This is a genomic window from Pseudomonas sp. GB2N2 (assembly GCF_054897705.1).
Map to the genome: position 1 here is coordinate 5,624,395 of NZ_CM142701.1, position 13,520 is coordinate 5,637,914.

11 protein-coding genes are annotated in these 13,520 nt (G+C 59.3%); 7 read left to right on the forward strand and 4 right to left on the reverse strand.

The window, feature by feature from the left end:
• Positions 1–114: 114 nt before the first annotated feature.
• From ACYZT4_RS26165 to ACYZT4_RS26180, 4 genes are all read right to left on the reverse strand, one after another.
• A complete protein-coding gene (locus tag ACYZT4_RS26165; protein ID WP_461983894.1) occupies positions 115–2,961 on the reverse strand; it encodes a valine--tRNA ligase in 2,847 nt (948 codons plus the stop codon).
• 227 nt (positions 2,962–3,188) lie between these two features.
• Positions 3,189–3,554 carry a DNA polymerase III subunit chi gene (locus tag ACYZT4_RS26170; RefSeq protein ID WP_461983895.1) on the reverse strand — a complete coding sequence of 122 codons (366 nt, stop codon included), beginning with the start codon at positions 3,552–3,554 and terminating at the stop codon, positions 3,189–3,191.
• A gap of 8 nt (positions 3,555–3,562) precedes the next feature.
• Positions 3,563–3,991, reverse strand: a complete 429-nt coding sequence (locus tag ACYZT4_RS26175; protein WP_461983897.1) for a DNA polymerase III subunit chi — start codon at positions 3,989–3,991, stop codon at positions 3,563–3,565.
• Between the two features lie 60 nt (positions 3,992–4,051).
• Positions 4,052–5,542, reverse strand: coding sequence for a leucyl aminopeptidase (locus ACYZT4_RS26180; protein ID WP_461983899.1), 1,491 nt, complete (start codon positions 5,540–5,542; stop codon positions 4,052–4,054).
• 321 nt (positions 5,543–5,863) lie between these two features.
• Between ACYZT4_RS26180 and lptF the strand changes: the two genes are divergently transcribed.
• From lptF to recO, 7 genes are all read left to right on the forward strand, one after another.
• Positions 5,864–6,982 (forward strand): LPS export ABC transporter permease LptF, encoded by a 1,119-nt coding sequence (gene lptF / locus ACYZT4_RS26185; protein ID WP_461983900.1) that lies wholly within the window; start codon positions 5,864–5,866, stop codon positions 6,980–6,982.
• Positions 6,975–8,036 carry an LPS export ABC transporter permease LptG gene (lptG, locus tag ACYZT4_RS26190; RefSeq protein WP_461983901.1) on the forward strand — a complete coding sequence of 354 codons (1,062 nt, stop codon included), beginning with the start codon at positions 6,975–6,977 and terminating at the stop codon, positions 8,034–8,036. The genes lptF and lptG overlap by 8 nt, the downstream gene beginning before the upstream one ends.
• Positions 8,037–8,208: 172 nt before the next feature.
• Complete coding sequence (lepA, locus tag ACYZT4_RS26195; RefSeq protein WP_461983903.1) at positions 8,209–10,008, forward strand: translation elongation factor 4; 1,800 nt, start codon at positions 8,209–8,211, stop codon at positions 10,006–10,008.
• Between the two features lie 5 nt (positions 10,009–10,013).
• Positions 10,014–10,868, forward strand: a complete 855-nt coding sequence (gene lepB, locus ACYZT4_RS26200) for a signal peptidase I (protein WP_461983904.1) — start codon at positions 10,014–10,016, stop codon at positions 10,866–10,868.
• A gap of 184 nt (positions 10,869–11,052) precedes the next feature.
• Positions 11,053–11,742 carry a ribonuclease III gene (rnc, locus tag ACYZT4_RS26205; RefSeq protein ID WP_027924885.1) on the forward strand — a complete coding sequence of 230 codons (690 nt, stop codon included), beginning with the start codon at positions 11,053–11,055 and terminating at the stop codon, positions 11,740–11,742.
• Positions 11,735–12,637: a GTPase Era gene (gene era, locus ACYZT4_RS26210; RefSeq protein ID WP_461983906.1), complete on the forward strand. Its 903-nt coding sequence runs from the start codon at positions 11,735–11,737 to the stop codon at positions 12,635–12,637. The genes rnc and era overlap by 8 nt, the downstream gene beginning before the upstream one ends.
• A gap of 170 nt (positions 12,638–12,807) precedes the next feature.
• On the forward strand, positions 12,808–13,497 hold the full coding sequence (gene recO / locus ACYZT4_RS26215) for a DNA repair protein RecO (RefSeq protein ID WP_461983907.1): 690 nt from the start codon (positions 12,808–12,810) through the stop codon (positions 13,495–13,497).
• Positions 13,498–13,520: the final 23 nt, after the last annotated feature.

The following is a 13,520-nucleotide window of genomic DNA, read 5'->3' on the forward strand; positions in this document are numbered from 1 at the left end:
ATTGCTGCCTGCACCACCGCAATCGCGAGCAGGCTCACTCCTACAAGGGATTTGTGAAGATTTGAAATGAAAAAGGGAGGCCACCTGGGCCTCCCTTTTCATTGCGATTCGCCGTTACAGACTGGCAATCCGCGCGTGCTGCTCGGCCAGCTTGCCCAAAGCCTGTTCGGCTTCGGCCAGTTTGGCGCGTTCCTTGTCGATGACTTCGGCCGGGGCCTTGTCGACGAAACCGGCATTGGACAACTTGCCGCCCACACGCTGGACTTCGCCGTGCAGACGCAGGATTTCCTTGTCCAGACGCGCCAGTTCGGCGTCCTTGTCGATCAGGCCGGCCATTGGCACCAGCACTTCCATCTCACCCACCAGCGCGGTGGCAGACAGCGGTGCTTCTTCGCCGGCAGTCAGCACAGTGATGGATTCGAGGCGCGCCAGTTTTTTCAGCAGCGCTTCGTTTTCGGTGAGGCGACGCTGATCTTCGGCGCTGACGTTTTTCAAAAACAGGTTCAGCGGCGTGCCCGGGCCGATGTTCATCTCGCCACGAATGTTACGCGTGCCGAGCATCAGTTCTTTGAGCCACTCGATATCGTTCTCGGCCGCCGGATCGATACGCTCTTCATTGGCCACTGGCCAAGGTTGCAGCATGATCGTCTTGCCTTCGATGCCGGCCAGCGGCGCGATGCGCTGCCAGATTTCTTCGGTGATGAACGGCATGAACGGGTGCGCGAGGCGCAACGCCACTTCCAGAACGCGAACCAGGGTGCGACGGGTGCCGCGCTGACGTTCGACCGGCGCGTTTTCGTCCCACAGCACCGGCTTGGACAGTTCCAGGTACCAGTCGCAATACTGGTTCCAGATGAACTCGTACAAGGCCTGTGCCGCGAGGTCGAAGCGGAACTGGTCGAGTTGGCGGGTCACTTCGGCTTCGGTGCGTTGCAATTGCGAGATGATCCAGCGATCCGCCAGCGACAGCTCATAGGCTTCGCCGTTCTGGCCGCAGTCTTCGCCCTTGTCCAGAACATAACGCGCGGCGTTCCAGATCTTGTTGCAGAAGTTGCGATAGCCTTCGACGCGGCCCATGTCGAACTTGATGTCGCGACCGGTGGAGGCCAGCGAGCAGAAGGTGAAGCGCAGGGCGTCGGTGCCATAGCTGGCGATGCCGTCGGCGAACTCGTCGCGGGTCTGCTTCTCGATCTTCTTCGCCAGTTTCGGCTGCATCATGCCGGAGGTGCGTTTCTCTACCAGCGCTTCCAGTTCGATGCCGTCGATAATGTCCAGCGGGTCAAGGACATTGCCCTTGGACTTGGACATCTTCTGGCCCAGACCATCGCGTACCAGACCGTGCACATAAACGGTCTTGAACGGAACCTGCGGCGTGCCGTCTTCGTTTTTCACCAAGTGCATGGTGAGCATGATCATCCGGGCAACCCAGAAGAAAATGATGTCGAAACCGGTGACCAGCACGTCGGTGGAGTGGAATTTCTTGAGGAATTCGGTCTGCTCTGGCCAGCCGAGCGTCGAGAATGTCCACAGGCCGGAACTGAACCAGGTGTCGAGTACGTCGTTGTCCTGTTGCAGCGCAACGTCCGGGCCGAGGTTGTGCTTGGCACGCACTTCGGCTTCGTCACGACCGACGTAGACCTTGCCCGACTCGTCATACCAAGCCGGAATCCGATGGCCCCACCACAGTTGACGGCTGATGCACCAATCCTGGATGTCGCGCATCCATGAGAAGTACATGTTTTCGTACTGTTTCGGCACGAACTGGATGCGACCGTCTTCAACGGCTGCAATCGCAGGCTCGGCCAGCGGTTTGGTCGACACGTACCACTGGTCGGTCAGCCACGGCTCGATGATGGTGCCGGAACGGTCGCCCTTCGGTACTTTCAGCGCGTGATCGTTGACGCTGACCAGCAGGCCAGCCGCGTCGAACGCCGCCACGATCTGCTTGCGCGCTTCGAAGCGGTCGAGGCCGGCGTATTCGGCCGGGATCTTGCCGTCGATGCTTTCGTTGAGCGTTCCGTCGAGGTTGAACACCTGGCACGCTGGCAGCACGGCGGCGTTCTTGTCGAAGATGTTCAGCAGCGGCAGGTTGTGGCGCTTGCCGACTTCGTAGTCGTTGAAATCGTGGGCCGGGGTGATTTTCACGCAACCGGTGCCGAATTCAGGGTCGCAGTAATCGTCGGCGATGATCGGGATGCGGCGGCCGACCAGCGGCAGCTCGACAAATTTTCCGATCAGGGCTTTGTAGCGTTCATCGTTCGGGTTCACGGCGACGGCGGAGTCGCCGAGCATGGTTTCCGGGCGAGTGGTCGCGACGATCAGGTAATCATTGCCGTCAGCGGTTTTGACGCCGTCTGCCAGCGGGTATTTAAGGTTCCACAGGAAACCTTTCTCGTCGTGGTTTTCCACTTCAAGGTCGGAAATCGCCGTGTGCAACTTGGTGTCCCAGTTGACCAGACGCTTGCCGCGGTAGATCAGGCCGTCTTCGTGCAGACGCACGAAGGCTTCTTTCACCGATTCCGAGAGGCCGTCGTCCATGGTGAAGCGCTCGCGGCTCCAGTCTACGGACGAACCGAGGCGACGGATCTGACGGCTGATGTTGCCGCCGGATTCATCTTTCCATTCCCAGATTTTCTCGAGGAATTTCTCACGGCCGAGGTCGTGACGGCTCTGGCCTTTGGCTTCGAGTTGGCGTTCCACCAGCATCTGCGTGGCGATACCCGCGTGGTCGGTGCCCGGCTGCCACAGGGTGTTGCGACCCTGCATGCGGCGGAAACGGATCAAGGCGTCCATGATCGCGTTGTTGAAGCCGTGACCCATGTGCAGGCTGCCGGTGACGTTCGGCGGCGGGATCATGATGGTGTAGGACTCGCCCGCACCTTGCGGGGCGAAGTAGTTCTCGGACTCCCAGGTGTTGTACCAGGAAGTTTCAATGGCGTGCGGCTGGTAGGTCTTGTCCATGCGCGGCGGGACCCTATTGGCAGTAATTCAGGAAAAGCCGACGAGTATAGCGGGGCATGGGGCAGAGGGCGAGCAGGTGTGGACAGGGCGCTGTATCAAAACCGCACATCCCTGTAGGCGCGAGCCTGCTCGCGATGGTCGTTAACGAAAACGCGTGTTTCCTGAATACACTTGGCGTTCTTTCGATCATCGCGAGCAGGCTCGCTCCTTGGATGATTGTGTGTTCGTTAATCGTTGTACTGGCTGAGCAACCGCTCAAGCCGCGCGCTGAGGCGGCGTTTGATTTCGGTCTCGATGTGCGGTGCGAAGTCGTCGATCACGTCTTGCATGATCAATTGCGCAGCGGCGCGCAGTTCGCTGTCCAGGTGCAGCAGGTCATCCGGCCCCTTGATGGCAGCAGGTGGTTTGGGTTCGACGGTCGGCTGGCTGGCGCTAACCGTGTCGAACAGCATCGGAATCTGTTCCTGGTCACCGTCCAGGACCGTGTCGGTCAGCAGCGGTGGTTGCAGGTTGTCATCGCCGAGCAGTTGGCGGATCGACTCAAGGTCGTCCAGCAGGTGCGCGGGCTGTTGCAGCGGTTTTGGAGTGTCCATCGGAATGCTCAGAGTCGCTGTAAACGGTGATCTTGCAGAGGATAGCCCTGTTCGCGGTAGAAACGGAAACTGTCCCGTGCCGCCGCGCGAATCGCCGGATCTTCCACCACCACTTCCGCCACGCGGGCGAACTTGTTGGCAAAGGCCGGGACTTTCAGGCCCAGGTTGACCAGCAGATCCTGGTGTTGACCGCAGTCGTCGCCAAGCCCCAGCACAATCAAACCGTCCGGTTCATTTTCGGCAGGACCGTGGGGCACGAAACTTTCGCCCTTGAAGGCCCATAAACGTGCATCGAGATCATCACGCTGGGCGGCATCGCTGCACTGCAGGTAAATGCGGTGGCCCATGCGCCAGGCTTTTTCGGTGAGCTTGCAGGCGAAATCCAGCCGCGCCGAAGGATCGGCGCTGGGCAGGATATAGAAGTCGACTTTGGTCATTGCGGTTCCTGAGCCCGGAACGGCGTCACCCGAAAATGACGCCGTTCGAGGTCATCGGTTTCAGGCTTTGGCGCGGTCCAGCAGGTATTGGGTCAGCAATGGAACCGGACGGCCAGTGGCGCCCTTGTCCTTGCCGCCGCTGGTCCAGGCTGTGCCGGCGATGTCCAGGTGCGCCCAGTTCAGGTTCTTGGTGAAGCGCGACAGGAAGCAGGCGGCCGTGATGGTGCCGGCTTTCGGACCACCGATGTTGGCGATGTCGGCGAACGGGCTGTCCAGCTGTTCCTGATACTCATCGAACAGCGGCAGTTGCCAGGCGCGGTCGTCGGCAGCCTTGCCGGCGCTCAGCAGTTGGCCGATCAGCTCGTCGTTGTTGCCCAGCAGGCCGGAGGTGTGCGCGCCCAGTGCAACGACGCAAGCGCCAGTCAGGGTCGCGATATCGATCACGGCTTGTGGCTTGAAGCGCTCGGAGTAGGTCAGGGCGTCGCACAGCACCAGGCGGCCTTCGGCGTCGGTGTTGAGGATTTCCACGGTCTGGCCGCTCATCGTGGTGACGATATCGCCCGGACGCGAAGCATTACCGCTCGGCATGTTCTCGGCGCAGGCCAGGATGCACACCAGGTTGATCGGCAGCTTCAGTTCGAGCACGGCACGCAGGGTGCCGAACACGCTGGCGGCGCCGCCCATGTCGTACTTCATTTCGTCCATGCCCAGGCCTGGCTTCAGGCTGATGCCGCCGGTGTCGAAGGTGATGCCTTTGCCAACCAGTGCGTAAGGCTTCTCGGATTTCTTGCCGCCGTTGTAGTGCATGACGATCAGGCGCGGCGGCTGGTCGCTGCCTTGGCCGACGGCGTAGAACGAGCCCATGCCCAGTTCCTTGATTTTCTTCTCATCAAGGACTTCGACTTTCAGACTTTTGAATTCTTTACCGAGGTTCTTCGCTTGTTCGCCGAGGAACGTTGGGTGGCAGATGTTCGGCGGCAGATTACCCAGGTCGCGGGTAAACGCCATGCCGTTGGCGATCGCTGTGGCGTGGGCCACGGCGCGCTCGACTTCGGCGTGAGCGGCCTTGATGGTCACCAGGGTGACTTTCTTCAGGGCTCGGGGCTCGGCTTTCTGGCTCTTGAACTCGTCGAAAATGTAGCCACCGTCAACCAGGGTTTCGGCCAGCAGGCGGGTCTTGCCATAGCTGTCACGACCCTTGACCACAACTTCGTCCAGCGCCAGCACCGCGTCGATGCCGCCCAGGTTTTTAAGGGCGTTGAGCACGCCAGCGATGATTTTGCGGAACGGACGGTCGCCCAGTTCTTCGTCTTTGCCCACGCCAACCAGCAACACGCGCTCGGCTTTCAGGTTCGGCAGGCTGTGCAGCAACAGGCTCTGGCCAACCTTGCCGGCGAGGTCGCCGCGCTTGAGCACAGCGCTGATCGCGCCACCGCTGAGTTCGTCGAGTTGTTTGGCAACGGCACCGAGCTTGCGGCCTTCGCCGACGGCAACCACCAGCGTGGCGGTCTTCAACGTTTCCGGGTTAACGCTTTTTACAACCAGTTCCATGTCCGGGTCCCTGAATGAGTGGTCAATATGCAAGGGCTCGAAGACATACAGTCGAGTCCGGTTTACAAATAAATAGCGAATATAGGAAGACGCAAGTCACAGCTTGCGACAAAGGCCGCAGTTTGAACCTCGGGCCCCGAGCCTGACAACCCTCGGTTGTACGATCTTCTACGCTTTAGGCGCCTGCTTGAGCGTGCGCAGTGACAGGCGCACCCAATCACAGGATAATGCGCCAACTTTTTTCGGCAGCCCGGTCTTGCGGGCGGCCTGATACGTTTGCTTGTTCGGCCGCCTTAGCCTGACAACACTGGAGTGTCTGGTTTGATTGTCTTCCGTTATCTGTCCCGCGAAGTCCTGTTGACCTTGAGCGCCGTCAGCGCCGTGCTGCTGGTCATCATCATGAGCGGTCGCTTCATCAAGTACCTCGCTCAGGCGGCTGCCGGTCTCCTGGATCCGGGCTCGCTGTTTCTGATCATGGGCTTTCGTCTGCCAGGCTTCCTGCAACTGATCCTGCCGTTGGGCCTGTTTCTCGGGATACTGCTGGCTTACGGTCGCCTGTACCTTGAAAGCGAAATGACCGTGCTGTCCGCCACGGGCATGAGTCAGCAGCGTCTGTTTGCCATCACCCTGTTTCCGGCCACCCTGGTGGCATTGCTTGTTGCATGGCTGAGCCTGAGCCTTGCGCCACAAGGGGCCAATCAGTTCCAGTTGCTGCTGAACAAGCAGGACGCGCTGACCGAATTCGATACCCTCGAGCCGGGTCGCTTCCAGGCTTTGCGCGACGGAACTCGGGTGACTTATACCGAAACGCTGACGGATGACCGCATCCACCTCGGCGGTGTGTTCATCTCGCAAAAGAACGTCTCGTCCGACAACAAGGATCGCGGGATCTCCGTGCTGGTGGCCGAGAAGGGCCGCCAGGAAATCCGCCCCGACGGTAACCGTTACCTGATTCTCGACAACGGCTATCGGTACGACGGTAATCCGGGGCAGGCCGACTACCGTGCGATCAAGTACGACGAATATGGTGTGCTGCTGCCCAAGCCTGACGTCAGCGAAGAGGTGACTGATCGCGATGCCATGGCCACCAGCAGTCTGTTGGGCAGCGATGACATACGTTCGCGCACGGAGCTGCAATGGCGCATTTCCCTGCCACTGCTGGTGTTCATCGTGACCTTGATGGCCGTGCCGTTGGCGCGAGTCAATCCGCGTCAGGGTCGATTCCTCAAGCTGCTGCCGGCGATTCTTCTTTATATGGCTTACCTGACCATCCTGATTGCGGCCCGTGGAGCCCTTGAAAAAGGCAAGATCCCGCCGGCACTCGGCTTGTGGTGGGTGCACGGGATTTTCCTGCTCATCGGCCTAGGCCTGCTCTATTGGGAAACGTTCCGCTTGAAGATGGCGAGTCGCCGCGATGCATTGGGGGTGGCCCGTGGTTAAGCTGGATCGCTACATCGGTAGCAGCGTGTTCGTCGCGATTCTGGCCGTGCTGGGGATCATCCTTGGCCTGGCCACATTGTTCGCCTTCATCGATGAGATGAGTGACGTCACCGACACCTATACGCTGACGGACGTCCTGAGCTACGTCCTGTTGACGGCGCCACGTCGCTTGTACGACATGTTGCCGATGGCGGCGCTGATCGGTTGCCTGATCGGTCTGGGCAGCCTGGCCAGTAACAGTGAACTGACGATCATGCGCGCCGCCGGTGTCTCCATCGGCCGGATCGTCTGGGCGGTGATGAAACCGATGCTGGTACTGATGCTGGTGGGCGTGCTGATCGGCGAATACGTTGCGCCGGCCACTGAAAGCACGGCTCAGGCCAATCGTTCGCTGGCCCAGGGCAGCGGCGATGCACAAAGCGCCAAGCATGGTTTGTGGCACCGTCAGGGCGACGAGTTCATCCACGTCAACTCGGTGCAGCCAAACGGCTTGCTGTATGGCGTGACCCGTTACCGCTTCGACAAAGAGCGTCATATGTTGTCGGCGAGCTTCTCCAAGCGTGCGGAGTTCGACAAGGATCACTGGCAACTGAGCGACGTGACCACCACGGTGTTCCACGAGCGCAACACCGAGATTGTCACCGCGCCTGTCGAGCGCTGGGAAATTGCCCTGAGCCCGCAATTACTGAGCACGGTGGTCATGGCGCCCGAATCGCTGTCGATCAGCGGTCTGTGGGGCTATATCCACTATCTGGCGGATCAGGGGCTGAGCAACGGTCGTTACTGGCTGGCATTTTGGGTCAAGGTGTTGCAACCGCTGGTGACTGCCGCCCTGGTATTGATGGCGATCTCCTTCATCTTCGGTCCGCTGCGCTCGGTCACCCTCGGGCAACGTGTTTTCACTGGCGTGCTGGTGGGTTTCACCTTCCGCATCGTCCAGGATCTGCTGGGCCCATCGAGCCTGGTGTTCGGGTTCTCGCCGCTGTTTGCAGTGTTGATACCGGCGGGTGTGTGCGCACTGGCCGGTGTCTGGTTACTGCGCCGGGCCGGTTGATCGCGGGTATTTCCCCGCATCGTTGCTGATAAAAAACGCCCCTGTCGCAAGACCGGGGCGTTTTTTGTAGGTGCCGTCTGACCTGTGAACGTGACGCTTGCGCCGTGGATCAGGTACAATTCCCGGCTATTTTTCGGCGGGCTATGCCTGCAGCCTTTTTGAGTGTTGATCCGTGAGTGATTTGAGTCATATCCGCAATTTCTCCATCATCGCCCACATTGACCATGGCAAGTCGACGCTGGCCGACCGTTTCATCCAGATGTGCGGCGGCCTTGCCGAGCGCGAAATGGAAGCCCAGGTGCTGGACTCCATGGACCTGGAGCGTGAACGCGGGATCACCATCAAGGCCCACAGCGTCACCCTGTATTACACCGCTCGCGATGGCATCAAGTATCAACTGAACTTCATTGACACCCCCGGCCACGTTGACTTCACCTATGAAGTCAGCCGGTCGCTGGCGGCCTGTGAAGGTGCGCTGCTGGTGGTCGATGCCGGTCAGGGCGTAGAAGCGCAATCGGTTGCCAACTGCTATACGGCGATCGAGCAGGGCCTGGAAGTGATGCCGGTCCTGAACAAGATCGACCTGCCACAGGCCGATCCGGACCGGGTCAAAGAAGAAATCGAAAAAATCATCGGCATTGACGCTACCGACGCTGTCGAGTGCAGTGCCAAGACCGGTCTGGGCGTCGATGAAGTGCTCGAACGCCTGGTGAAGACCATTCCTGCACCAACCGGCAACTATGAAGATCCGCTGCAAGCGCTGATCATCGACTCCTGGTTCGACAACTACCTGGGCGTTGTTTCCCTGGTGCGTGTACGCCACGGTCGCGTGAAAAAGGGCGACAAGATCCTGGTCAAGTCCACCGGCAAGATCCACTTGGTGGACAGCGTCGGTGTGTTTAACCCGAAGCACACCGCCACCGTTGATCTGAAGGCTGGCGAAGTAGGCTTCATCATCGCCGGTATCAAGGACATTCACGGTGCACCGGTTGGTGACACCCTGACCTTGAGCTCGACACCCGACGTTGACGTGCTGCCAGGTTTCAAACGCATCCAGCCGCAGGTATACGCCGGTCTGTTCCCGGTCAGCTCCGACGACTTCGAAGATTTTCGTGAAGCCCTGCAAAAGCTCACGCTCAACGACTCGTCGCTGCAGTACACACCCGAAAGCTCCGACGCGTTGGGCTTCGGCTTCCGTTGCGGCTTCCTCGGCATGCTGCACATGGAAATCATCCAGGAGCGCCTGGAGCGCGAGTATGACCTGGACCTGATCACCACGGCGCCGACGGTAATTTTCGAACTGTTGCTGAAAACCGGTGAAACGATTTACGTCGACAACCCGTCGAAGCTTCCAGACCTGTCTTCGATTGAAGACATGCGCGAACCGATCGTGCGGGCGAACATTCTTGTGCCGCAAGAACACTTGGGTAACGTGATCACCCTGTGCATCGAGAAGCGTGGCGTGCAGCACGACATGCTGTTCCTCGGTTCGCAGGTCCAGGTGACCTACGATCTGCCGATGAACGAAGTGGTGCTGGACTTCTTCGATCGTCTGAAGTCCACCAGCCGCGGCTATGCTTCGCTGGATTACCATTTCGACCGTTATCAATCGGCTAATCTGGTGAAACTGGACGTGCTGATCAACGGCGATAAGGTCGACGCCCTTGCGCTGATCGTGCACAAGGAAAACGCGCACTACAAAGGTCGCCAGTTGACCGAGAAGATGAAAGAACTGATTCCGCGCCAGATGTTCGACGTCGCGATCCAGGCCGCCATTGGCGGGCAGATCATTGCACGGACCTCTGTCAAGGCACTCAGAAAGAACGTATTGGCCAAATGCTACGGCGGTGACGTTAGCCGCAAGCGCAAGCTGTTGGAAAAGCAAAAGGCCGGTAAAAAACGCATGAAGCAAGTCGGCAACGTGGAAATTCCACAAGAAGCCTTCCTTGCAGTGCTCAGGTTGGATAGTTAGGTCCTATGTCACTAAATTTCCCGCTGTTGCTGGTCATCGCCGTGTTCGTCTGCGGCCTGTTGGCGTTGCTCGATCTGGTTTTCCTGGCGCCGCGTCGGCGTTCAGCCATTGCTTCCTATCAGGGCAGCGTCAGCCAGCCTGATGTCGTGGTGGTCGAGAAACTGAACAAAGAGCCGTTGCTGGTCGAATACGGCAAGTCGTTCTTCCCGGTGTTGTTCATCGTACTGGTGCTGCGTTCGTTCCTGGTGGAACCGTTCCAGATTCCTTCCGGCTCGATGAAACCGACCCTGGATGTTGGCGACTTCATTCTGGTGAACAAATTTTCTTACGGGATCCGCCTGCCGGTGATCGACAAGAAAGTCATCGAGGTGGGTGATCCGCAGCGCGGCGACGTCATGGTGTTCCGCTACCCGAGCGATCCAAACGTCAACTACATCAAGCGTGTAGTGGGCCTGCCGGGTGACCAGATTCGTTACACCGCCGACAAGCGTCTGTTCGTCAACGGTGAGTCGATCGCCGAGCAACTGGTCGGCTCCGAGCCGGGCACGCTGGGCAGCGCCGAGCTCTACAAGGAAAAACTCGGCGCTGCCGAGCACTTGATCCGCAAGGAAATGAGCCGCTATCGCGCAACGCCGGACCATACGTGGACCGTGCCGGCCGGGCACTACTTCATGATGGGCGACAACCGCGACAACTCCAACGACAGTCGCTATTGGGATGATCCGACCATTCCCAAGGATCTGCTGGGCATGGTTCCCGACAAGAATATCGTCGGCAAAGCCTTCGCAGTCTGGATGAGCTGGCCGGAACCCAAACTCAGTCACCTGCCGAATTTCGCGCGGGTTGGCCTGATCAAGTAATCACACACGGCGCTGTTGAACACAGCGCCGAATGCGTTTCTGGAGCCGGCACAATCGGCACCGGACGCATGAAAACACAGATATTCAGGACGTAATTTTTGAACACAGCGTTAATTGTCCCAAGCCTGCACCGCACCACGGTGATGGCGGTGGAACCTAGCCACGAACTCAGCGTGGGTAAACCGTGAGCGTTTCCTTAAGCCGTCTAGAGCGTCAGCTCGGCTACACCTTCAAGGATCAGGAACTGATGGTTCTGGCCCTGACTCACCGCAGCTTTGCCGGGCGCAATAACGAACGTCTGGAATTCCTCGGTGATGCCATCCTCAACTTCGTTGCTGGCGAGGCGCTGTTCGATCGCTTCCCGCTGGCTCGCGAAGGCCAGTTGTCGCGTTTGCGCGCACGCCTGGTGAAAGGTGAGACCCTGGCCGTGCTGGCCCGTGGTTTCGATCTGGGCGACTACTTGCGCCTGGGTTCCGGCGAATTGAAAAGCGGCGGCTTCCGTCGTGAATCGATTCTGGCCGATGCGCTGGAAGCGCTGATTGGTGCGATCTACCTGGACGCTGGCATGGACATGGCGCGCGAGCGCGTGTTGGCCTGGCTGGCCGGTGAGTTCGAAGGCCTGACGCTGGTCGACACCAACAAAGATCCAAAAACCCGCCTGCAGGAATTCCTGCAATCGCGTGGGTGTGAGCTGCCGCGTTACGAAGTGGTGGATATCCAGGGTGAGCCGCATTGCCGGACGTTCTTCGTCGAATGTGAAATCACCTTACTGAACGAAAAAAGCCGAGGTCAGGGTGTGAGTCGTCGTATTGCCGAACAGGTAGCGGCCGCCGCAGCACTGATTGCCCTGGGTGTGGAGAATGGCAATGACTGATACAACCGCAACACGCTGTGGCTATGTTGCCATCGTCGGCCGTCCCAACGTGGGCAAATCCACGTTGTTGAACCACATCCTCGGTCAGAAGCTCGCGATCACTTCGCGCAAGCCTCAGACCACCCGCCACAACATGCTGGGCATCAAGACCGAAGGCGCCGTCCAGGCGATCTACGTCGACACTCCGGGCATGCACAAGGGCGGCGAAAAGGCCTTGAACCGCTACATGAACAAGACCGCTTCGGCGGCGTTGAAAGACGTCGACGTGGTGATTTTCGTGGTTGACCGCACCAAGTGGACCGACGAAGACCAAATGGTCCTTGAGCGCGTCCAGTACGTGACCGGTCCGCTGATTGTGGCGCTGAACAAGACCGACCGCATCGAAGACAAAGCCGAGCTGATGCCGCACCTGAGCTGGTTGCAGGAACAGTTGCCAAACGCGCAGATCATGCCGATCTCGGCCCAGCACGGGCACAACCTCGAAGCACTGGAGCGGGTGATTGCCGGTTACCTGCCGGAGAATGATCACTTCTTCCCGGAAGACCAGATCACCGACCGTAGCAGCCGTTTCCTCGCCGCTGAACTGGTGCGCGAGAAAATCATGCGCCAGATGGGCGCCGAGCTGCCGTACCAGATCACCGTGGAAATCGAAGAGTTCAAGCAGCAGGGCAAAACCCTGCACATCCATGCCTTGATCCTCGTCGAGCGTGACGGGCAGAAGAAAATCATCATTGGCGACAAGGGCGAGCGCATCAAGCGCATCGGCACCGAGGCCCGCAAGGACATGGAGTTGCTGTTCGACTCCAAGATCATGCTCAACCTGTGGGTGAAAGTGAAAGGCGGCTGGTCCGACGACGAGCGAGCGCTGCGTTCGCTGGGTTACGGCGACTTGTAGTTCATCCGGCAGCAGATCGATCCAAATATGGGAGCGGGCTTGCTCGCGAAAGGGGTGTATCAGTCGACATCAATTTTGACTGATACACCGCATTCGCGAGCAAGCCCGCTCCCACATTGGTTTTAGGTAGTTTGTTATATTGCATTCCGCCATTGAGAATCCTGACGTTCATGTCGCAAACCTCTCCAGTCGGGCAACCCGCCTACGTCCTCCACTCCCGCGCCTACCGCGAAACCAGCGCCCTGGTGGATTTCCTCACGCCGCAAGGTCGGCTGCGGGCGGTGTTGCGCAGTGCGCGGGGCAAGGCGGGGACGTTGGCTCGGCCGTTTGTGCCGCTGGAAGTCGAGTTCCGCGGGCGCGGCGAGTTGAAGAATGTAGGGCGCATGGAAAGTGCGGGCACCTCGACATGGCTCGTCGGTGAGGCGCTTTTCAGTGGGCTCTACCTCAATGAACTGCTGATTCGCCTGTTGCCCGCGGAAGACCCTCATCCCGGCGTGTTCGATCACTATGCCGCGACATTATTAGCGCTTGCCGAGGGCCGTCCGCTGGAACCGCTGTTGCGTTCCTTCGAATGGCGACTGTTGGACGATCTCGGTTACGGCTTTGCGCTGAACACTGACATCCACGGCGAGCCCATCGCGCCAAGCGGCCTCTACCGTTTGCAAGTCGATGCCGGTCTGGAGCAGGTCTATCTGCTGCAACCCGGTCTGTTCAACGGCACCGAACTGCTGGCCATGGCCGACGCCGATTGGACAGCTCCCGGCGCTTTGTCCGCCGCCAAACGTTTGATGCGCCAGGCGCTGGCTGTTCACTTGGGCGGTCGACCGCTGGTTTCCCGAGAGTTGTTTCGAAAGCCATAAAATCCCCGTGTATGCTGTGCGCC

Bases quoted from the DNA above. Each gene is read 5' to 3' on its own strand.
- ACYZT4_RS26165 (WP_461983894.1), bottom strand. From the start codon at position 2,961: ATGGACAAGACCTACCAGCCGCACGCCATTGAAACTTCCTGGTACAAC.
- ACYZT4_RS26170 (WP_461983895.1), bottom strand. From the start codon at position 3,554: ATGGACACTCCAAAACCGCTGCAACAGCCCGCGCACCTGCTGGACGAC.
- ACYZT4_RS26175 (WP_461983897.1), bottom strand. From the start codon at position 3,991: ATGACCAAAGTCGACTTCTATATCCTGCCCAGCGCCGATCCTTCGGCG.
- ACYZT4_RS26180 (WP_461983899.1), bottom strand. From the start codon at position 5,542: ATGGAACTGGTTGTAAAAAGCGTTAACCCGGAAACGTTGAAGACCGCC.
- lepB (WP_461983904.1), top strand. From the start codon at position 10,014: ATGTCACTAAATTTCCCGCTGTTGCTGGTCATCGCCGTGTTCGTCTGC.
- era (WP_461983906.1), top strand. From the start codon at position 11,735: ATGACTGATACAACCGCAACACGCTGTGGCTATGTTGCCATCGTCGGC.
- recO (WP_461983907.1), top strand. From the start codon at position 12,808: ATGTCGCAAACCTCTCCAGTCGGGCAACCCGCCTACGTCCTCCACTCC.